Below are 21,093 nucleotides of genomic sequence, written 5' to 3' on the forward strand. Positions count from 1 at the left end.
ATGGGGCGGATCGTGAGTGGACGCAGCAGAGCGCGAAGCAGAGGCTTCTCGCTGGTCGAGTTGCTGGTCGTCGTCGCGATCATGTCGGTGCTGGCCAGCATCGGCATGCCTCTGGCCGAGTTGTCGAATCGGCGCGGCAAGGAGGAAGAACTCCGGCGGTCGCTTCGGGAGATCCGCACCGCCATCGACAGCTACAAGCGCATGGTCGACAGCGGACGGATCGCAAGAGATGTAGGCGCCTCGGGTTATCCGCCGAATCTGGACGTGCTGGTGGACGGAGCTGTGGATGCTCAGTCTCCCAGGCAGACCAAGATCTTCTTCCTGCGAAAGCTGCCGCGCGATCCCTTCGCGCCGGAGTCGATCACCCAAGCAGCCGAGAGCTGGGGCCTGCGCAGCTACGAGAGCCCACCGACCGACCCCAGGCCGGGCAAGGATGTATTCGACGTCTACTCCAAGGCCGAGGGCAGCGGGCTGGATGGCCTGCCGTATCGGAAGTGGTGAGGCTCATGACGTCGTCTCGGACGAGAGGGTTCACGCTGATCGAGATCCTGGTGGTCATGGCCATCCTGGCCACGCTGCTCAGCCTGGCCGCACCGAAGTATTTCGACTCATTGGAGCGAGCCCAGGAGGCGGCCCTTCGCACCGACCTGCGTATGTTCAGGGAGGCCATCGACAAGCACCGCGGCGATACCGGCAAGCTGCCAGCCAGTCTCGATGCTTTGGTGCAGGCGAGGTATCTGCAGGCTGTGCCGGTCGACCCGATCACTGACCGGACAGACACTTGGGTGGTCGTGCCCAGCGCGGATGTGAGCGTCCCCGGCGTGTTCAACGTTCGCAGTGGCGCACCCGGCGCGGCTCGGGACGGAACGGCGTACGCGAGCTGGTAGCCATGAAGCAGGAACGCGGCTTCACGTACCTGGGACTGCTTCTGGCCATAGCACTTGTTGGCCTGGGGCTCTCAGTCGCGTCGGAAGTCTGGGTGAACGTCGCGAGGCGACAGAAGCTCGAGCAGTTGGAGTTCGTTGGGCAGCAGTTTGTGCAGGCCATCGGCAGCTACTACGAGAGCACGCCGGGGCCGGTGAAGCGCTATCCGAACACGCTGCAGGACCTCTTGGAGGATCGACGCAATGCGTTCGTGAGGCGGCACCTGCGGCAGGTGTATGTCAATCCGTTCGGTGGCGACTGGGAGCGGATTGAAGCGACGGAGGGCGGCCTGCGCGGTATCCGAGTGCGGATTCCTAGCGCCGAGGGTGCTGGCGTGGAAGCTCGAGAATTCACGTATGTCCCGGGTCGGTAGATGACCGTCGCGCCGCCCAACGCTGATGTTCCGGCGCGGTTGCGGCCTGCGCGTCTCACGGGGAGCACGTGGCCTCGAAGGCGGACGACTTATGACTCTTTCCATCTGTCCTTCTATGGTGAGCCCCAAAGTCGGGTCCGAGGTCGAGTGGGCCGGTTGGCGCCAGGTCGCGAGGCCTCGTGATTCGTTGCTCGAAAGCTGACCGCCACGAGAGACCGGAAGTGGCCGTCAAGCACCGCCCATCGATCCACGACGACTGACCGTTGAGTTGCACGTACCGGTCGTCCGGCGTCGAAGTTCCGGTGCAGGCGGCAAAGCGGACCGCCGGACGCCGGTGGTGAACACCTGCCCTCGACCCATAGCTGGCCCCTCAAGATGGGCAATGCAGTCACTCGAACTGCCCGAAGCACCTCTTCAGTGGACAGCCTGTCCCACCCGTCGCTTTGTCAATCCAACGTCGCCCCCGACAACTTGACCGGACCTCGGTATCAAGCCAGTCCAACGCGCCATAGGTTCGATAAGTCGTCGGGCGAGCCGACCCGCAACTCGGCACCGATGTCACCCAGGCGCTCGCTGCGTGAATTCAGCACCACATAGATCGCGGCAGGGACGCTGCGGGCGACTGGTGCCTGCGAGCCGCCCGGGGCGGCTGCGTTTGTGCTTCTGGCGGCAATCACCGATCCTTCGAAAGCATGGAAAGGGTTTGTACGGACGCACCGACCCTTCAAACGGGTCATTGGCATGCCGATACCCGAGGCGTAAAGTCCGCCTACCCGATAGAGGCGTCTCTGTGCTCACTGTCTTCTTGGTGGATCCGGCAGGCGCCTATTTTGCGCAGAGCCAAACGCCTTCGGTCCGTTAAGACTTGAACCACGCTTCATGCAAGCTGACCAAGATCATGTACAGCGCCGCGCTGAACATCGTCAGCGAAAGGCACCTTCCCATCAGGCCCAGGATGATCACGAGCGTGGCGATCAACGGCTCGACGGGGTGGATGACGTGAAAGAGGCTGTGGGCGTAGGGCTGGACGGCATTGGCGAATGTGAGCCACTGCACCTTCAGGAAGAGAACGAGGAATTCGAGTTCACTCATGGCTGCTCCGATCAGGGTTGTCACGTGGGACTCGGGTGGGCGTCGGAGCGCGGACTAGGCGCGACGAAGCCACCAAGCGCGGGCCTTCACTGGCTCGCGTGAGGTATGGGTGGTGGGCCGCGGCACCGGTTGCTGCGGCCCACCTTGAGGGTTGGGTGTGCGTCCATTTGGTCGTACTTTCGGATGTACGACGATGTCCGGGGGTATGTGAATACACCCAACTAGCCCCGAATGATTTCCCGTAGGACGACAGCCGCGCGTCCCAGCAATTGCAGCCAACTTTCAATGCCGCCGTCCTGCCTAGGTGGGCGGCGCTTTGACTTTTCAGTTGGATAGCTTCTGAACTTCTACTGCGCTAGGCTGAAAAGCTGTTGCGATTCAGGGGAACCTACGCGAAGATGTAAAAAAGCTCGCGGAGGAAGGCGTGTACTCCCGTCTAGAACGAAAGATGCTGGTGTTCCTGGCACCTTCGGCTCCGCTGTGGCAAGCAATGCTGGAGTGGGAGCAGTACCTCGCAAGGAATCGCATTTTCCTCGAGCAGTTGCTCGATCCTGCGACCACAGTAGGCAAGAGCAAACAAGGGCCGTCGAAGGCTGGACCTCGCGAGTTGCACCTCGGCTCGAACCATGCCTACGCGAACGAGTGGGGCAAGGGCCAAGGCACGTTTCGCAACACTGAACGGCAGCTGCAACAGTTCGGCGATGCGATCGATGCCGTTCAGCGATCAATCGTCCTACTCCGGGACGCCATCAAGAATCAGAACGACGCCCGAGTGCTTCGCCCTGGCGGCGAAAAGCACCCGGCTATCTGCGATATCTGGATCGATCGCATTACGCGTTTTGCCACCACGCTGGATGATCGGAACTACACGGTCTATCAGTCTGGGGCAATTCTTGACATGGGGATCAGAGCGGTCCAAAAGGCCATTGATGCAGTTATCAACCGGAACGCACCTCTCATTGCGCTGGCTTACTACGGTGCAGACCATCGGTTCTTTGAAGATGACCTAGCTGGAAAGGGCGGCGTTCACTATCTCGGCATGCGTCGAGGTGCGCGTTGGCTCCAGGCGCCGCTTCAAGTGCGGTACGCGCTAGACCTGGACGGCGGTGTTGTTCTTCGCTGCAAGCTGCATATTCCAAACCTTCAAGGCTCAAAAGCGCCTTGGGAGTACGACGGAGTCTTGCGGGAACTACGAGACAACCTGTACTTTGTATTCGAGAAGCGCGCGAAGGCCGGTGGCGGCCGCAAAGACTTCTTCTTCCTGGTGGTGAGTGCTTCTCAAACGCCAGGCTCGAAGCAGAACGTTTTGGCTGGAACCTACCTCACCTCAGATCAAGATGACCGCAGAACGACTGTGTCTGGACAGGCGGTCATGTGGCGCGTGTCTCCCTATGCAGATGGCGACGAAGAGCGCGAGAAGGAGCAGGCGGCCAAGATGAGGGAAGCCTGGGATCTGGATCCGAAGGCTGACCGTCCAAATGGTGCAGATGTTGAGCACATGATGGCCTTGCTCGCAGAGTACGACGAAGCATCTGTACCTGCACCGCCTGCAAAGCGGGCACGTGCGAAGGTTGGACTCAAACCCGCGCAACACATCAGGCAACACCCGAAACCGCGCGCCAAGGGCCGATGAAGCCAGCGCGCTAGTTGGTATGGCGGGTATGCGAACGTTGCCTTGACCAAGAACATCCTCTTCCCGCCCACGATCACGAACAGCGACATCGAGGATCGCAAGATCTACAACGCGAACATGTTCGGGCAGGGCAACGGGGGACACACCTTCAACTCAGTGCTCACCGATTCGGAGCGCAAGGCCCTCAGCGCGTACCTGAAGACGCTGTAACGCGTCGAACGAGGTCGATGCGAATGGAGGGGCACCGGCACCGGCCCGTGCAGCAGCGGGCGCCTTCGCTTGGCGTTTTGCGCCAGCATATGCTCAAAGGCAACCGCCGGTCGTTCCCTTCCGAAATCGAGGAGAGCGAGGATGGATCAGTTGATCAATGCCGGCGTCGACCGCGCAGTGCGAGGAATGGAGATCCGGGCCTACGTAGTGCGTGGCGGCCAGATCCGGCGCAGCGGCACCGTGGACGAGGTTCGTGAAGAAGCGCTAGAGGAGGAGTGTCTCTAGCTTGTCCCACCTGGCCGTCGATCGACGGCCAGGCGTTGCCGAGTGGAGTGCGCGAAGGCGAGTCGATAAGCTGAACGGCGCCCGAGGGCATGGCAGCGTCGCTGAGTCAAAGACCTGATGCCGGTCACTTGCGTAGCCTGGTGCTCATCACATTGCGAGAGCGTCACGGCAGCGATGGCAGCTCCAGCAGATCGATTCCCACGACCACTCCCCAGACAATGGGGCTCGTCTTGCTCGTCGGCACTCGCTGGCGGGATTCGCAGGCCTGCCTCACGCTTCGGGCCCGCTCTCTGAGCCGACCCGGTTGGGTCGGGGGCTGGAGACCCGTTCGGTCGATCGTCGAGATGAACGGGACGCGACTCGACGCCCGCCCGCCGACGGCCTTACCCCGCGAAACCGTTGACACCTCACTGAGCTTCGATGAATACTTACATAGATGGCCATGCAGCTGTCCGCCACCGTTGCACACGCAGGTGACACGTCAGATGTGTGGCTAGGCAGCCCGGTAGTCCAAGTTTTCGACAACTACGTCGAGATGGAGGAACTGCGAACGGAAGTGCTTGCGCTGCATGACAGCTTGCTCCCTGCGGATGGTCGTGGTGCTGCCGTCTGGCACCTGCAGGACGAGGCGCCCGGCGCTGCGCCGCAGCCAATCCGTGCACTGGCATGGCGCATCTTCGCGGACGCTGTGGCGCGCGGAGTCCGCGCGATCGAGTACTGGTCCAACACGATCGGCGTGGGACACCAACTGCCGGCGCACATCGACAAGGACGAGGGGTTGTACCGCCGCAGTGGAGTGGTGGTTTCGCCGGTGCTGACGGCTGTCTACTACGCCGACGTCTGTGTATTCACTGGGGGTCAACTCGATGTTGAAGGAATATTGGTCAAGCCCCGACAGAATCGTTTGGTGATGTTTGACGGTTGTCTTTCGCACCAAGTCCGTCGCGTGAGGACAGGGGTCCGGCGGAGCTTGGTTCTCAACGCGTGGCGCTCGCCACCCAGCCCGTGACTCGGGAGAAGGGACGAAACGATGTCGACCTCCAAGAAGCAACCTCCCTCCAAGACAGCCGCATCCAAGAAGGCGGTCGCCAAAAAGGCGACCGCAGCCAAGAAGACTTCAGCTGCGGCGCCTAAGGCGAAACGGTTCACCGAGTACGAAGAGCGCGAACGCGGGCACCGATACGCGAAGGTGATCGCGCGCGCCTGGGCCGACGAGAAGTTCAGGAAGCGACTCATGGACGAGCCCGCCGCGGTACTCGGTGAATTTGACATTGCGGTGCCCAAGGATCACACCGTCAAGGTGGTCAGTGAAGCGCCCGCAACCAAAGGACGACGCGAGATTGTCTTCGTGCTGCCCGCCAAGCCGCGTGGGTGGATCGAACTGGAGTCTCGCTCGCTGACGGCTTCACCCAAGGACGACTGGCTGGACGGTGGTGAAGCGCAGTTGGCCAAAGCTAAGCCGAGGCCAAAACCAAAGCCCACTCCGTTTCCCTGCGCCAAGTGCTGGAATGGTTGCTGTTGATCGAAGTGTCTCGGTGCGCGCAGCACGGTCGGCGAGTTTGCCGCCTAGCTGCAGCGCGTCTTGACCCGGCGGCCAAACGCCAAGCAACGTGTTGAAGGCACCTCGACTGCGGCCGGATCTGCGCGCACGCGTCGTGCCTGGGGAAGGAGTCGTTCTGGTCGACGGCGAGAGTTGTACGGTCCTACTTGATCCGGTGTCAGAGCGAATCGTGCCGCTGCTGGATGGGCGCCACTCTCCCGAAGATATCGCCGAGGCGATGTCCGACGAGTTGCCACTGGAGGAGGTTTATTTCGCGCTCCTCCAACTGGAGCAACAGGGCTATGTGTCCGAGTGCGCGCCGGAGATCTCCGATGACCTGGCCGCATTCTGGTCCGCCGGCGGACTCGACCCTGCGGAGGCTGTTGCGAGTACGGCACGCGCGGAAGCGCACTTCCTGACCCTGGGAGGTCTGGATTCGCAACCGGTGGAGGACGCACTGAGGGCAGCAGGAGTCCGCATCCACACGAAAGCGGCGTTCCAGCTCGTCTTCACCGACGACTACCTCAACCCGGCGCTTGCCGAGATCAATGAGCAAGCACTGCGCACACGGATTCCGTGGCTCCTTTTCGGTCCTCTTGGGCGCAAGCTCTGGATGGGGCCGCTGTTCCTACCGCACGAGGGAGCTTGCTGGGAATGCCTCGCCTTTCGACGCCGTTCAGCGCAATTCCTCGTGGATCTGGGACGCCCGGGCGCCCACCCAAGCCAACGCGGCGGCATGCTTCCTTCGACTCTTGCCGTCGCTGCCGATGCAGCCGCCCTCGAGGTGTTGAAGTTCTTCGCGGCGGGTGGCCGGACACCGCTGCTGGATCGCCTCGTCACCTTCGACCTGCTTCGCACCGACATGCAGTCCCACGTCGTGACTCGCAGGCCGCAATGTACGAGTTGTGGATCTCCTAGCGTGTCCGCCAATCGGCCGCCACCGGCCCTTGTTTCGCGCGCGAAGGGCTTCACGTCCGACGGAGGCTTTCGCGTTGATACACCGAAGGCAACGCTCGATCGATACATGCGACACGTGAGTCCGCTGACGGGGATCGTCGATGCGATCGAACCCATTGGCAATCTTCCCGAAGAGATGCCAGCCGTGAACTTCCACGTTTTCACGGCTGGCCACAACTTCGCCTTTCAGTTCAAGAACCTGCGCGCCTTCGCGGAGAACATGCGCAGCCGAAGCGCGGGAAAGGGAATGACCGCCGACCAGGCACGCGCCGGCGCGTTGGCAGAAGCGCTGGAACGGTACTCTGCGATCTTTCACGGTGACGAGCAGCGCGTGCGCGCGAGTTACCGCGCACTTGGGGAGCGCGCGATTCATCCCAATGCGTGCATGCTCTTCAGCGACCGTCAGTACGACGAACGTGAGCGCTTCGGACCGGGCAAGGACACATACAGTCAGCGCGTTCCGCTGCGTCTGGACGAACATGCGGAGATCGACTGGTCGCCGCTGTTCTCGCTCACCCGTCGCGAATGGCGCTACTTGCCAACGCTCTACCAATACTTTCCGTCGCAGCTCGGGCGGGGAGCGCAGCCATCATCCCCGTACTTCTATGCCGACTCCAATGGCAATGCTTCCGGCAACGTGCTCGAAGAGGCGGTCCTACAAGGTTTCCTGGAGCTAGCCGAGCGCGATGCGGTGGCCATCTGGTGGTACAACCGCATGCGCCGAAGAGGGGTAGATCTCACGAGCTTCCGGGAGCGCTACTTCCAAGAGTTCGTGGCAATGTACGAGAGCATTGGTCGGGAAGTCTGGGTCCTCGACATCAGCAATGACCTGCAGATCCCGGCATTCGCCGCCCTTTCCAGGTCGCGCCGGGGCCGCGAGGACATCGTGTTCGGCTTCGGCTGCCACCTCGACGCCAGGCTTGGCGTCTCGCGAGCGCTGACAGAGATGAACCAGATGCTCGCCTTGTCTTTTGGGGAGAACGAGCCGCAGGGTATTGCGCGAGGGCTTGACCTGGAGCTGAACGAGTGGTTTCGCACGGCGACACTCGAATCGGAGCCCTACTTGGTGCCGCTAAAGGACGTGCCGTGTGCCGACGGTGGAAGCTTCGCCGTCCCGTCGAGTACCGATCTACTGGATGACATTCGGCTGTGTCAGTCGCGTGTGGAGCGCCTGGGCCTGGAGATGCTCTTGCTCGAGCAGACCCGTCCCGACGTGGGCATGCCCGCGGTGAAGGTTGTCGTGCCGGGACTTCGGCACTTCTGGCCGCGCTTCGCGCCAGGGCGGCTGTTCGATGTTCCCACCCAGCAGGGATGGCTCGCGCGCCGCTTGAGCGAGGACGAACTCAATCCTCGCCGAATGTTCTTCTAGTCGGACAGCAGATTTGAAGGCACGTCACTCTCTGCGCTCCCACGTGGCCCGTGTTGCGCGTGAGCCGACAAGACTGTGCGCCAACCCAAGGCGGCGCGCAGAACTGGTGGAGGTGCTGAGCCTCATCGACCAAGAGGAGCCTCGACCGAAGCTGCTTCTGCGCGCCTTGGCGACGTTGCTACGCGGCGGTGTGCGGGCAGAGGAACTGGGCCCGTTGATGGCTCGGGCCGATCCGATCGAACTGGCGCGCCTGTTCTACATGATCGAATGGTTCGACGGCCGGGGCCTCCTCTGCAAGTCGGTTGAAGACCGTCGTGGCTTTCACGTCGCGATGGTGGAGCCGGTCGGCGCCCGACGTCTCCCAGAAGCGCCATTGACCGACGACACGATGCTCGCGCTTTCGCCTTATGCGCTGGCAGCCCGGTGCGGCGAGACAATGGTTCTGGAGGCTGCGACCGGTACGGCGCGCATCCTGCTCGTGGAGCCGAAGTGTCTCTGGTTGTTCGGCTTACTCGCTGCTCCGACCAGCGCTGCCGATGTCATCGCCAAGGCCGATACGGCTCTCGGCAGAGCCGCCGTCATGGCTCTCCTGGGTTCAGCAGTCGGAGCTGGAATCGTGGAGCTCCTCGACGCGCAAACCGGCAACTCGCCAGCCGCGAACGCGTCGGATCAAGGTTGGGTTCTTCACGACCTTCTGTTTCACGCGCGGAGTCGTGAAGGTTGGAACACCGCGCCATGTGGAGCAACCTACCGATTCCGCGGACAGACGGCCCCTTCTCCAGCGCTAAAGCAACTGTCTTCCGAGAGGGCGGTAGCCCTTCCGGCCTCTGCGCTGGTTGCAGGCTCCGAAAGCTTCCTGGCGGTGCTGGAGCGACGGCGCTCACTTCGGGAGGGCGAAGGCCCGATGACGCTGCAAGCGCTCGGTGACCTCCTGTACCACGCTGCTCGTGTGCGCAACATCTCGGTCGGGCCAGACGGCGGCGAGATCACCGACCGACCCTATCCGAGCGCAGGTGCCTCATACGAACTCGAGATTCATGTTGTGGTCGGACGTTGCGCAGGTCTAGATCCGGGGATCTACACGCACGATCCGGCCAATCATCGCCTCGTCTTCCCCACCGGTACCGCGAACGGAGCACAGTTTCTTGAAGACGCCAGGATCGCCTGCGGGGCTACTGCCGTACCCGACGTACTGCTGGTCATCACGTCACGCTTCCGGCGACTGGCGTGGAAGTACGAGTCCATCGCCTACGCGCTGGCGCTCAAGAATGCCGGAGTACTACTGCAGACACTTTGCTTGACAGCAGCGGCGCTGGACCTCGCAGCTTGCCCGGTCGGCAACGGCGATGGCCCGGCGTTCTGCGCGGCCACGGGCCTGGACTACTTCGAGGAGTCCCCGGTGGCCGAGCTGTCTCTGTACGGATTTCGGAGCGTGAAGGCGTGAGTCTCTCCTGGCCACCGCTGCCGGTGACCTTGCGTTCGATCAGACGCCAGACCGCGACCGGCCTGACGCCCGCGGCACTCCATTCGCCAACCCCTCAATTGTTTTCCGGCCATTGCGCGGGCTGGCCGCTCACACGCGAACTGTCGGCGAGACGGCTCGACCTGACCAAGATCGCGTACCTGAGCGAGCTCAGTGGGCGTCAGCGCATTCAGTTCACCTACCTCCCGCCGGCAATGGCCGGAGACCTTGGCTGCGCGCCCAACGGACGTCCCAACGTGCCGTATCTCAGCCATGAAGCCACACTGTCCGACTTCTTGCAAGGCATCGCAAGCTGCCTTCGCCATGCGGATGGCAGCGTTGCATACGCTCAGTCGCGACCCCTTCGATCCTTTCCCCGATTTGCAGGGATGCTCGGGTGCGACGAAGTTCTCGGCGATCTGCCGGAGGCAAGCCGCCGCCTTTGGCTTGGATCCGGCGGGCATGTGAATAACCTTCACTTCGATTGCTTCGCCAACTTCCTGTTCATGATTGCAGGGTACAAGCGAGTTTGCTTGTTCCCGCCGGACTCATTTGTGGAGCTGCGGCCGACACCGCCTCGCCGCGGCATCGGTGGTGCGACGGGTAGTCCAGTGAAGCTGCTGCGGCCACAAACCAAGGACATGGCCAGACTGCGGCGTCTCGCGCGCCGGGGTATGTACGTCGTGCTGCGTCCCGGCGACGCGCTGTTCATTCCTCCCAACTGGTGGCATCACGTCGAAGGACAGCGCCTCAACCTAATGGTGAACGCCTGGGTCCACGCGATCGAGCGGCCCACTCTAGGCTCGCTTGAAGATGGCTTGCAACGCACGATTCGCGCGATGGCGGATATGCGGCCGACGGTGCGAATCAGCCTGAGGGATGTCGTGCGTCGAGCTTGCAAGGGCGAGCCCGCCTCGCAGGTTCTAAGGCAGGTTCCGACGGACATTGCAGTCGTCCTGGCCCCCATTCTGAAATCGATTGTCGACCTGCAGCTTCCTTCTGAATGGCGCTCATTCGCCGCCGCCGCCGCCGACTACTACTTGTTCACTGCGAGCGCAGATTCAAGGCAATGGGCCGAGATCGTAAGCTACGCAATCGAGCGGAATGCGGGCGAGCGCTTCATTTCCCAGGAACTATGAGCGAAGTCAAAATGCCCGAGCCGACGTGGCAACGAACGCTGCAGCTTCACTGGGAACGCCGCCCTGTGGTGCTACCTGCTCGGGACACGCTGGTCTCGCCTCGAGCGCTGTTCACCATCGCCTGCGAACTCGGCGCGCGCTGCCCGCAAGATGGCCCGCCAAGCGATTTCGTTGTGCACTTCGCCAGCGGCCAACGTCGTGCCGTTGTCGCCCAGGCGCTGTTTCCGCGCCTGCAGGACCAAACGTTCAGTGGCTACGCCGCGCGCATTGAACGAGAGCTTTCGACGAGATCCTTCCTGCTCTACGTTCGAGGATTCGCCGAGCATGCGCCAGCGCTGCGTGAACGTGCCCTGAGCCGACTCCAATCCTTGCGCCAAGCCGGCTTGCACTGGCGCCATCTGGAGGTAGAACTGTATATCGGCCGCTACGACTGGACGGCGATCGGCGTGCACCGCGAACGATGCGGGAACCTTCACGAGGTCATCCTGGGTCGAAAACAGCTGTTGTTCTGGCCTCCTCGAGTGCTTGCTGCTCGCGGTGATCGACCAGAGTGCGCGCAACACGGCGAAAGCCGCCAGCGAGCGGTTGATGCGGGCCTGCTGGATCGCGCATCCGTTTGCTGTCGGGCGCGCAGTGGCGAAACAATCTACTTTCCAAGCGGGCATTGGCACGTCGGGGCATCGCCGCGGCTCAGCGCGGCGGTCGACCTCGCGCTCTACGGGATCGGGAGCTCACGGCCTGGCAGGCCTTTGAAAGATTCGACGCGGTGAATACAGAGATCCTGCGTCGGCCACAGCGGCGCCGATTCGGATACCTGGAGGCTGAGAGGGCCGGCCCGCTGGTCAGCGAACTCGAGGAGTGCGGTCCGGTGGCCGTCACTGACCTGACGCTCGGTCCCGCGCGGGGGCACCATGTTGCGCGGGAGATTGCCGAGCAACTGGGCGTGTCGCTGCCGGACCTAGGTCATCAGGCGACGGACGATTCAACGCAGAACATCGAGGATGAACTGCACGGGCATGTCGGCCGTCGTGCCGCCTTCGCTCTCGCCGAGAGCTTGGCCGAGCCCTTGCGACGCGGTCGTTTCTGGGTCGTCGTGCTGGCACCGCTCGCCGAGGCGACATGGGGCGACGCGAACCTCGCGCTTATCGAGTTGCTGGCCGACATGTTGCGAGCGAGCGTTCCGCGCGTGGTGATCGTGCGACTTGCTTCGGTTGCGATGGCGCCGGTTCCCGCACACTGGACCTTGCTGGAACATCGATTGCGACGCACCCTGGAGATGCCTGTGGAAGAACAGGTGGCCAACCGAAATAGGTTCTCGCCTGGACTGCTCCCTCTGGGAGCAGCAGTCGTTCGGTCCGGTGGGGTTGTGACGTTCCGAACCGCATTGGGTGCACGGTTCATCGAGATGTGCCATCGTCCGCAGCGACAGGAAAGCACGCGAAGGCCTGCGTCCGTGGCCACGCGCCTGCAGTCTGCCGAGGATGCTGCGGTACAGGGAGATTTGGCCTTTGCCATTCACCGGGCAGAGACTGCGTATCGTCTTGCCCGCGGCGAAGAGCGTCGCGCCACAGTCCTCTATCCACTGCAGATCTACCGCATCCGTGCCGCCCGATTCGAAGAAGCTGCTCGAGCGGTGTTTCCGTTCGTGGGGATTCGTCCCGAGCTTCTCCGGCAATTGCTTGGTTGCACGGGTTATGCCGCCGCCATGGCGGGCGACCCGATGCTTGCACGTTGGTTTGTCTGCGCCGCGAACCCGAGCATCGCCCCACATGAGTGGCCAGACCTTTTCTCGCGCAACTCGCTCGCGCTGGCGCTCGCGCGCGGCGGCGATGTCGCCGGTGCGCTCGATCTTTTGCAGAGCGTCCTCGCGGAAAGCCGCCAGGCCAGGACAGTTCATCATCACCTGGTCGCGATCACTGCTCTAAACATCGCACGCGTCCATCGTCAGCTTGAGCACAAGGCCCGAACGGCCAACGCCGTTCAACTTTGGGCACGTGAGATCGAGGGCCACGCGACCACCTCAGAGCTCCTCTACGGCAATCTCTTTCGCGCGCGCATGGCCTTCGATGCTGATGCGAAGAACACCCTCATGCACTGGATGCGCGCAGCGTTGCACTGGGTGGCGCAGTCGCACCCGGAATGCATGGGATGGCGCGCAGCGTCGGCAATCCTGAGGCGCAGGGTAGAGGCCGCAGATGTCGACGCGATCTGTGATGTCTTCCAGTTGGAACTGATGCAGGCAGCGGAAGCGGCGGAAGTTCGGCCTGTGACCACCGACGGTGCACCCACCTATGCGTACGTGCCGCGTATCTGCGATGCGGTTCCGCACCCGCTCACGGCGATTCAGGCGCCGGGCCTCGGGCTGCTTGCAAGTACCAGGCGCATCGCCCCTGCGTACGACACGACTGCGCACCGTCGCTTGCGTCGTACCTTGTCTGGACTGCTCGTCAGGCTCGTAGGCTCGAAAGCGGCCGCGCCGACGTACCTTCTCGATGCCGATCTCGGCTACGACCTTCCAAGCACGCTCAATGGGGTCGTCGATTCGGCCGCACGATGCGGTGCGCGGGCGTTAGTCCATGATCACACTGTGTTCGCTTTCGATGACGCGGCACAGCGCGCGTGGAGGAAGGGCGCCTTGGTTCAGTGGAGCGCCGCCGTGGACGATCTGCTTGTCCACCCTGGCGGCTCCACCGTGCGCTTCAAGCGAAACCGGCCCCCGCTGCTTCTTGATCGTCAGGAAGCTGATCTCGTCCGATCGGTGCGCTGGGGCGTGCGACTGCAAGGATGCGTTTCGCACACTGTCGAGCTTGCGCGCGAACTCGAACGGCTGGGCGTTCTTCGGCTGTACACCCCCGCCGGTGCGGCGGCAATTTGAGACCCCTTATCGAGGGAAGATCATGCCAAAGAAGACTATTGGACGGCCAACAATGCTCACGCGTGCCGAGTTCTCGCCGCTTGCTGGCGCTGAGCCACTCATTTTGAAGGCATATCTGACGGATGGGAAGACCGATGTGATCATTCGGGCGAACGATGTCCGGCGCGAGTGGATCACGCGGGATACCGATGGCAATGCCTACCGCTGCATTCCGATCAACATGGCTTCGAGCCTCGGTTGGAGCTTCTTGATGCCGTTTACGCTGACAGTGGTCTACGACGGCAAGCGAATGGCCATATCGGCCAGGAGCCGACGAATCGACGCAACGCGTTTGGTCACCGACCAGTTCGGTGGCGGGATATTCACCTTCTACGTGGCCGTCATGTTTCGCTCGCCGCCTGGTCACAACCTCTTCGTGACCGGTCCCTTGAACGAGCCGCGCCGTGGTGCTTCGCCATTGAGTGGCATCGTGGAGACTGACTGGGTGGAGGTGAACTTCACCATGAACTGGAAGGTCACCGAGCTCAACCATCCGGTGACATTTCACAAGGGTGAACCCTTTTGCACATTCTTCCCATATCCCCGGCACTACGCCGAAAACTTTAGACCGGAGATTCGCCTCCTTTCGGAGGAACCCGAGTTGCAGGTTCGCTACGAACGTTGGTTGTTTCACCGGCTGACAACGGAGTCACCAGAGGGGCAGTACGCACGCGGGGAGCACTACATCGATGCAGGCAGAGGGCCGTTTCCGGATCATCAACGGCGGATCCAGATGGAGGAGTTTCAATTGCGACGACAGCGCCGATCCTCCCGATAGATCTGCTCGGGGGAAACGCAGGTTCCCGAGAGGTCAGAGGCAGTCTGTGCCGAGTTCATCGTGCCGGCGCAACCGGCGAGTTCCAACCCTTCGATCGCGTGCCATACAGACCGGGTCACGCACCTCATATCAAACGCTGAGCGTCGTCACGCAGCTCGCTGGCGCAATGCTGGCCGAGAACTCCAGAATCGGGTGGTCGGGAGACGAGTGACCGGAGGACTCAAGGAACTTGCCTTCGGCAACGCGCTGTCGGGTCTGCTGCACGAATCGCTCACCTTCCGCTGTGTTGGTGTGGATAGTCTCTGCGTTGGTTGAGCCGGCGCCTGCGGCGAGACTCAACGACTGCTTGGTGCGAGTCAGCGTGAGCTCGCGCGCCAGCATCCACCGACGGCAACCGGCCACGAAGCGACACTCGCCCCTGAGCCGGAAAGCTGCCCTTCAGCGCCCACAAGCGCCCCACAGCCGAAGCACGACGCGAGCACCTTATGTGTGTGCGTCGGCGATAAGGGAGCGCCGAGCCCAGGCTCGCGAGCGCTCCCTTGCCCACAATGCGATTATTCGATCGATCGCACTTGCCGCGTGAGATGGAAAAGTGTCGGCGCACTGAGTACGAGCCACTCAGGAGCTTCGGCTTAGGGGCTTGCAGGCAAGAGGCCGCCGTGGCCCACTTCCAGGGCAGATTGGCATCGCCCGTTGCGCGCGTGGGCTCTTGCGTCGTCGGTGCTGCATAGGAGTTTGAAGATGCAAGCCAAGATCCGGGCGTTTGCCCGGTACGCCGATGGTTCGCCCTGGCCGGGCGCGACATTGCAGCTTTCCGTCCGCTCCTCGCTGCCGGCCGACCCGCCGCAGAGGCCTCAAACCCGGCCGGTGCAAGTGATCATTGCTGAGGCTCGCGGCGACCACCAGGGCTACGCCGTGATCGACCTCGGCCGCCTGCCGCCGACCACGCGCGGCCTGCTCATCACGACGCTGCAGGCGCTGGTGAAGTTGGGCAGTGGCGAGATCGTGCTGTCCATCGCTGAAGACCCCACCGCGCACGCGCCGGTGCTGGCATTGGATGAGCTGGTCGGCCTCGCCTCACAGGTGAGCTTGCAAGGGCAGGCCGAGCTCATTGTGGCAGCGGCCTTGGACACCTGTCGCGCGGTGAACGTGGTATCGGCACTCGGCCCAATGGAGACTCCTGAAAGCGGCACCGCGGGCCTCGTGGAGCGCCCCGATAGCTGCGACTATCGGCTCTCGCCGGCCTCCTTTGTGGTACGTAGCGTGGCGCGCGCCGGGGATGCGCAGGGATGCGAGCACCTTATGCCTTCGGCTTACCCGGTGCGGACGCGTACGCTGCGCCGAACTGTGGTGCGCAACCCGCAAAGGCCCAAGCCGCCAGAAGGACGCACGTATGAGTCGGCCGATGCGTTCCTGACTGCCATAGTACCCGGCACCGATCGCGGTGTCGTCAGCGACGACGATGAGCTTGGCCCCGACGCGACACCGCGCTTCGCGGAAGTGCACGAGTTCGAGCAGCGCTGGTTCGGCCTGGGCCATTCACTGGGCGAGATCAAGTACAGCTTGGCCCTCGCGCCCGGCGAGGCGGTGCGCATGGCCGTGATCGACTGGTCGCGCACCGACGAGATCTCGCGCGACGACAGCACGCGCTACCTGGAAGATCTGCGCCACCGCCAATCGCGCGAGCGCGAGATCGACGACATCATCGACGGCCGCCTGCGAGAAGACCAAGGAGGCGGCAGCTTCCAGGCCGGCCTCGCCGGCGGCGCCAAGGCCACTGTGCCTGTCAAGGGCGTGCCGGTGGAGATCGACGCGCGCACCGCGCTGGGCGGCGCTGTAAGTCACAGCTGGGGCGAGCGCGACCTGCGCGCACGCGAGCAGCAAGACCTGCAAGAGGAGATCCTGCAGCGTTCGTCGCTTTTCCGCGCGCAAACCAGCACCGTCGTCATCCAGGCCACGCAGGCCGAGCGAAACGTGCTGGCTACACGCATTGTGGCCAACATGAACCGCATGCACGCGCTCACGATCAGCTACTACGAGGTGCTGCGCCATTTTCTCATCACCACTGAGTGGAAGCGCACGCAACATGCGCTGCTGGTGCCGGTGTCGCTGATCAGCTTCGACGACACCACTGCGCGGCGCTTTCGTCCAGCGTTGGAAGACGCGCTGCTCGATCCCTCCCTGTCACCGGCGTTCGAAGCACTCGACCGTTTGAATGGCGGAGCGGGGCTCTACGCCAAGCTGGCGGCAGAGGCGGCGGCAGCGAACGGCCAAGCCGCAAGCACAAGTGGCAGCCCCGGCGACGGTACGCAACTGCCGACTTTGGTCACCCAGACTGCCACCTTCCGCATCGAGCTGTGGTCAGGCCCAGGCAACAACCGCGACACCTGGGGCGAGGTGCGCGTCGTCCTGCGCGTAGCGGGCCAGAACGACGGCATCGAGTTGCTCGCGCTTGGCCCAAAACCCGCAGATAACCTCGACGTATCGGTGGGCACCTTCTGGCACGAAAAGCCGAGCGGAAACGCCAAGCTCAAAGGTGGACAGATTGATCAGCCCTCCGAGAACAAGGATGGCAAGACTCTCAGTTACTACCGCTATCGCAACCAGGCGCTGGTTCTGCCCACGCCAGTGGACGTGAACCGCGTCGAAGAAGTCGAGGTCGAGTTCAAGCGCTACGCCGGCAACTTACCCTTCGCCCGCGAGAACGATGCCTTCGATCTCGACCGGCTAATCTTGGAAGCCGTGTTCCCCGGCACGCAGCCTCGCTTGATGCTGGTCAACAAGGCCTGGAAGCGTACCGAAGGCACGGCCACCTTCCCAAAGGGGTTTGACGGCAAGCAGAGCGAGCCGGTAACCGCCCGCGTCACCCGGGCTGCGAAGGACGAACCACCTTCACCGCAGGCGGGTGAAAGCAAGGGCAGCGGCGGCAACAAGCCCGTGCAGCTGCCTCCCACCGAAGCCAGCGACAAGGCGCTCGTGGCTATGCTGCTGGCTCACCTCAACGCCAACCGCTTTCACTACGGCATGCTGGCCTGGGCCGGCATGCCGTCAAGCGAGCGACGCCGCCGCGTGGGCGCGGCGCTAGGCATCATCGCTGAAGGGCTGGGCGACGAGGTGCTGGGCATCGTAGGCTTCTCCATCGTGCTGCCTTGGGACGGCCCGGTGCCGCCCTGGGTGCCCAGTCTCGGCAGCACACAGCCGCCCCCGCCCACCGAGGACATCGTCACGCTTCCGACGCGTGGCGTGTTTGCCGAGGCGCACCTGGGCCGCTGCAACGGCGCCGAGCAGCGCGACGTGACGCGCTTGTGGAACTTTGCGGAGCTTCCCGTATCGCTGCTGCCCAACATCGAAGGATTGACGCCAGGGCCACGTGGACAGGCACCCAACGTCGCACCGGCTGCGTTGCCGCAGCCTGTGGTGACAATCGTCAACCCGCCAGCCGCGCCTGCGCCCACAGGGCTAGGCCCCGCTTTGGTGACGCTGCAAACGCCGGGAATCTTCCGCGACATGTCGGGGCTGAAAGAGGTGTCTGATCTGCTCGGCAAGCTCATCGAGGCCGGGGCAGACCCGAAAAAGGAACTGATCGACGCCAAGCAGAAGATCGACAAGGAAATCGGCAAGGGCCAGCCCGACGCCGGCAAGCCGCCGCCAACGCCGCCCAACGAGATGCCGCTGTCACCGCCACCGCTGGTGCCAGCGCCCGACACGCCGACGCCACCGAAGACGCCGCAGGAGGAGTGGGACGAGTGGAAGGTGACCAAAGAAACGGGCGAAAAGCCGACGCCCAAGGTGCCACCCGTGCGCTTGAAGCGAATGGACGTGCGGCTGCGCGTATTCACTCCTTCTCGCCTATGGGCCCTCCGGGATGCAGTTCCGAATCTACTGCTCGACGACTTGCTGTCCGATGTGCTCACCATTGGCCCGGCTGGCACCGCACTGCAGCGCTTACTGCGCTTCGATGGCGAGGCTGCGGGATGGGGAGCCGATGCCTCGGCGCCCGGCATGGTGCGCGCTCAAGTACTCTTCTCGCTGCACCCAACCACCCTGGCCACGACGGGGCTGCAGGCCTCCGCCCGGCTTGCCAAGCGCAGGCTGTGGCTGCTGCCTCAAACGCAGCAAACCACAAGCGCCGGTGCCGTGCCGCTGTACAACACGCCACCGAACTGGGCATGGGAGCCGCGCTCGGGAGCTGTGCCGCTGCTGACCGGATTCGAGCCGCCGGCCGAGCTGAAGCAAGACGTGTTCACGATCGACGCATTGCGCGATGCCGAGACCATCGTGAAGCTGCGACTGAAGTCTTCTCACAAGTACTACTTTCCTTTCAGCGCCAAAGACGTCGTCGGGCAGGTGCCAGACATCGGCATCAGCAAAATCAATACGAAGTTCGTTAAGGACTTGCTGTTGATGGTGGAGGACCTGTCACTGCCCGACTTGTGGCTCGATCTCGACCTGGTGCTCTCGCGCACCGCCAAGGGTGAACTACGGTACCGGCTGCAGGGCAGCCATTCCGCCTTCCCTGCGTTCGAAGTGACGATGAACGGGCAACCCATCCTCCGACACTTGCCGGGCACAGCCGACCCGCAAATGTCGCTGTTGCCGGGCGGGCGCGTCGACGTGGATTCTGGCTTGCGACCCCTGCCGGGGTGACCGGCCAGAAATCATGCGGCGCGCCCGGACGGGCGCATGGGGCAGTTCTCGCTGTCGTCCTGAAGGGTGCGCGGACTGAACCGCACGGATCGCGACAGACAGCATCACACGATCGATCGACGAACCCAGGAGCGCCACGCGCCTGCACCCGCGCATGGCGGGCTCGGTCGCTGTGGGCCAAGCGGTTACCTTGATTGCGCAGCGCGGTGAAAATGGCGGCGGCCTCATACCGAAGGGCCAGAGGTATGGTGGGCACGGCGCTATGCAATGATGGCTGTGTGCGGACGGCCTCGGATAGGGGCGAGGGGAGGTTCATGGCCGACCGAAACATTACTTACCAGTCCTTCACCGGAACGTTCACTGCGAGGCGATTGCGAACGCTTGGCGCTCCGCGTCGACCGTCAGCTTTGCGGTAGCCCACGAAACTCGGGTTGCATCGGCTAGTTCAGCCTTTGGCTGCCAAGGACTGATCACGAACGGCAGGTCTTGCTGATCTGGAGTGGCGACAGTGGGTCGGTACCGCCACATCGCGGCCTGAGAGAGCTGACATAGCCAAGCACCTGGGCGGCGGGGCCCGGTGGACCTGGAGAACCGGCTCGACGGCAGCTTCCTGGGCACTGCGGTCACAGGCCGCGGCAGAAGTCGAACGGCCGGTTCCGGCGGCCGCCGACACTCGCGGTCGCAGATCGAATGACCGCCCCCAGTCTTGACCGGCTGATCGAATCGGCAATGAGTTCAGTTGCCGATGGCCAGCTCCGCCTGCCGATGAGGGGCCGATCGGCCACTGTGCAATCAACGGGCGTGCACCACTACTGTCATTGACGACGCGCCACCAAGTCCGCCGCGAAGAATGTGTTGAGGTCCTCCCCCGCGGCCGCCTCTGCAAAACCGTCAAATCACCCTCCTCGCGATCAGCCGCGCCGCGCGCATGAACCCTCCCCATGCAGGACGAGCGAGCGCTCCGCCAACGCTGATCCGCCTCACGCCCAGAGTTCGATCTGTTCCGAAATCCGCACCTGCTGGGCCAGAAGTTCTGAAGCGATGTCCTGGCCATTAAATTGAGCCTTTGAGGTGGATGCCGATCGATCATAGGCGACCCAAATTCCGCAGACGATTCCGCGCTACCTGTCGTCACACACACGCCGATTCCGCCTGATCGGCCTCTTGGCGGCTTGGAAGTAGGTGCGAGATCGCCCTGCACTCTCGCGCAAGGCGTCCTCCTACCCGGCCAGGTCCGGTTCTCGACGTCGTCCGACTCTGCGGCGGTGACTGAAACTCGGCTTCGCTCGTGGCATTTCGCTGCCCGTGCCTGCTTTGGTGCTTATCAGCTGGCCGCCAGTCGCCGTCGGGCCCATCTCCGAGCGCTGATCACGCATTTCGTACTTCTACGTCCCGACCGGTCTGGCAATCGCGTCGGCGAACTTGCAGCATGACGTCAAACGATCTGCCGACTCGCCAAAACCGGCTTAGTTCGTCGATCCGAATTCGCAAAGTGAAGACCTCTCAAACACCTGTCCAAGGACGGAGGACTTCATGGAACAGCAAGCCGGGTCGACCTACCTGACCGCTCGCGAACTCGCGCAGCGCATCAAGTACAAGCCCAACGTCATCAACAACATGCTGAAGGACTCGGTCCTTCTGGAGGGCGTCCACTACGTGCGCCCGTTCGGTCGGCGCAAGGTGCTGTACCTCTGGGAGGCGGTCGAGCGCACGATGCTCGAGGGCGGTGCGCGCTCGGCGGCGGTGATGGCGATGGGTCAGTGAGGCGCC

17 protein-coding genes and 1 pseudogene are annotated in these 21,093 nt (G+C 63.1%); 16 read left to right on the forward strand and 2 right to left on the reverse strand.

Annotated elements, in window-relative coordinates:
* Positions 1–12: 12 nt before the first annotated feature.
* From HZ992_RS12270 to HZ992_RS12280, 3 genes are read left to right on the forward strand one after another with little or no spacing between them, the layout of a single operon-like run.
* A complete protein-coding gene (locus HZ992_RS12270; protein ID WP_371816812.1) occupies positions 13–501 on the forward strand; it encodes a type II secretion system protein in 489 nt (162 codons plus the stop codon).
* A 5-nt stretch (positions 502–506) separates the two neighbouring features.
* Positions 507–887, forward strand: a complete 381-nt coding sequence (locus HZ992_RS12275) for a type II secretion system protein (RefSeq protein ID WP_209386905.1) — start codon at positions 507–509, stop codon at positions 885–887.
* Between the two features lie 2 nt (positions 888–889).
* Entirely contained in the window at positions 890–1,297 is a 408-nt protein-coding gene (locus HZ992_RS12280; protein ID WP_209386906.1) for a type II secretion system protein, read from the forward strand.
* A gap of 858 nt (positions 1,298–2,155) precedes the next feature.
* Here HZ992_RS12280 and HZ992_RS12285 read toward each other — a convergent pair.
* Positions 2,156–2,389, reverse strand: a complete 234-nt coding sequence (locus HZ992_RS12285; protein ID WP_209386907.1) for a hypothetical protein — start codon at positions 2,387–2,389, stop codon at positions 2,156–2,158.
* Positions 2,390–2,837: 448 nt separating this feature from the next.
* Here HZ992_RS12285 and HZ992_RS12290 point away from each other — a divergent pair, with 448 nt between their 5' ends.
* The 12 genes from HZ992_RS12290 to HZ992_RS12345 all read left to right on the forward strand — a co-directional run bounded on the left by HZ992_RS12290 (position 2,838) and on the right by HZ992_RS12345 (position 19,323).
* The gene (locus HZ992_RS12290; protein ID WP_209386908.1) at positions 2,838–4,022 is read left to right on the forward strand and encodes a hypothetical protein; all 1,185 of its coding nucleotides are present in this window, start codon (positions 2,838–2,840) and stop codon (positions 4,020–4,022) included.
* Between the two features lie 42 nt (positions 4,023–4,064).
* Positions 4,065–4,232: a hypothetical protein gene (locus HZ992_RS12295; RefSeq protein ID WP_209386909.1), complete on the forward strand. Its 168-nt coding sequence runs from the start codon at positions 4,065–4,067 to the stop codon at positions 4,230–4,232.
* A gap of 141 nt (positions 4,233–4,373) precedes the next feature.
* Entirely contained in the window at positions 4,374–4,517 is a 144-nt protein-coding gene (locus HZ992_RS12300; RefSeq protein WP_209386910.1) for a hypothetical protein, read from the forward strand.
* Positions 4,518–4,953: 436 nt separating this feature from the next.
* Complete coding sequence (locus tag HZ992_RS12305) at positions 4,954–5,526, forward strand: 2OG-Fe(II) oxygenase (protein ID WP_209386911.1); 573 nt, start codon at positions 4,954–4,956, stop codon at positions 5,524–5,526.
* A 21-nt stretch (positions 5,527–5,547) separates the two neighbouring features.
* On the forward strand, positions 5,548–6,039 hold the full coding sequence (locus HZ992_RS12310; protein ID WP_209386912.1) for a nitrile hydratase subunit alpha: 492 nt from the start codon (positions 5,548–5,550) through the stop codon (positions 6,037–6,039).
* 88 nt (positions 6,040–6,127) lie between these two features.
* Entirely contained in the window at positions 6,128–8,383 is a 2,256-nt protein-coding gene (locus HZ992_RS12315) for a TOMM precursor leader peptide-binding protein (RefSeq protein ID WP_371816813.1), read from the forward strand.
* Positions 8,384–8,495: 112 nt separating this feature from the next.
* On the forward strand, positions 8,496–9,827 hold the full coding sequence (locus tag HZ992_RS12320; protein ID WP_209386914.1) for a SagB family peptide dehydrogenase: 1,332 nt from the start codon (positions 8,496–8,498) through the stop codon (positions 9,825–9,827).
* Positions 9,824–10,984 carry a cupin-like domain-containing protein gene (locus HZ992_RS12325; protein WP_209386915.1) on the forward strand — a complete coding sequence of 387 codons (1,161 nt, stop codon included), beginning with the start codon at positions 9,824–9,826 and terminating at the stop codon, positions 10,982–10,984. Before HZ992_RS12320 ends, HZ992_RS12325 begins: the two co-directional genes overlap by 4 nt.
* On the forward strand, positions 10,981–11,754 hold the full coding sequence (locus tag HZ992_RS12330) for a hypothetical protein (protein ID WP_209386916.1): 774 nt from the start codon (positions 10,981–10,983) through the stop codon (positions 11,752–11,754). The genes HZ992_RS12325 and HZ992_RS12330 overlap by 4 nt, the downstream gene beginning before the upstream one ends.
* 98 nt (positions 11,755–11,852) lie before the next feature.
* Positions 11,853–13,859, forward strand: a complete 2,007-nt coding sequence (locus HZ992_RS12335; protein ID WP_209386917.1) for a hypothetical protein — start codon at positions 11,853–11,855, stop codon at positions 13,857–13,859.
* A gap of 22 nt (positions 13,860–13,881) precedes the next feature.
* Entirely contained in the window at positions 13,882–14,676 is a 795-nt protein-coding gene (locus tag HZ992_RS12340; RefSeq protein WP_209386918.1) for a DUF6065 family protein, read from the forward strand.
* A gap of 741 nt (positions 14,677–15,417) precedes the next feature.
* Positions 15,418–19,323, forward strand: coding sequence for a hypothetical protein (locus HZ992_RS12345; RefSeq protein ID WP_209386919.1), 3,906 nt, complete (start codon positions 15,418–15,420; stop codon positions 19,321–19,323).
* 815 nt (positions 19,324–20,138) lie between these two features.
* Here the strand turns inward: HZ992_RS12345 and HZ992_RS26130 are convergent.
* Positions 20,139–20,313, reverse strand: a pseudogene (locus HZ992_RS26130) (isocitrate lyase/phosphoenolpyruvate mutase family protein); the annotation flags it as partial.
* Between the two features lie 543 nt (positions 20,314–20,856).
* Between HZ992_RS26130 and HZ992_RS12350 the strand changes: the two are divergent.
* Positions 20,857–21,087, forward strand: a complete 231-nt coding sequence (locus HZ992_RS12350) for a hypothetical protein (protein WP_209386920.1) — start codon at positions 20,857–20,859, stop codon at positions 21,085–21,087.
* Positions 21,088–21,093 lie beyond the last annotated feature (6 nt).

The organism is Rhizobacter sp. AJA081-3 (genome assembly GCF_017795745.1).
In the GTDB taxonomy this organism is placed as follows: Bacteria; Pseudomonadota; Gammaproteobacteria; order Burkholderiales; family Burkholderiaceae_C; genus Piscinibacter.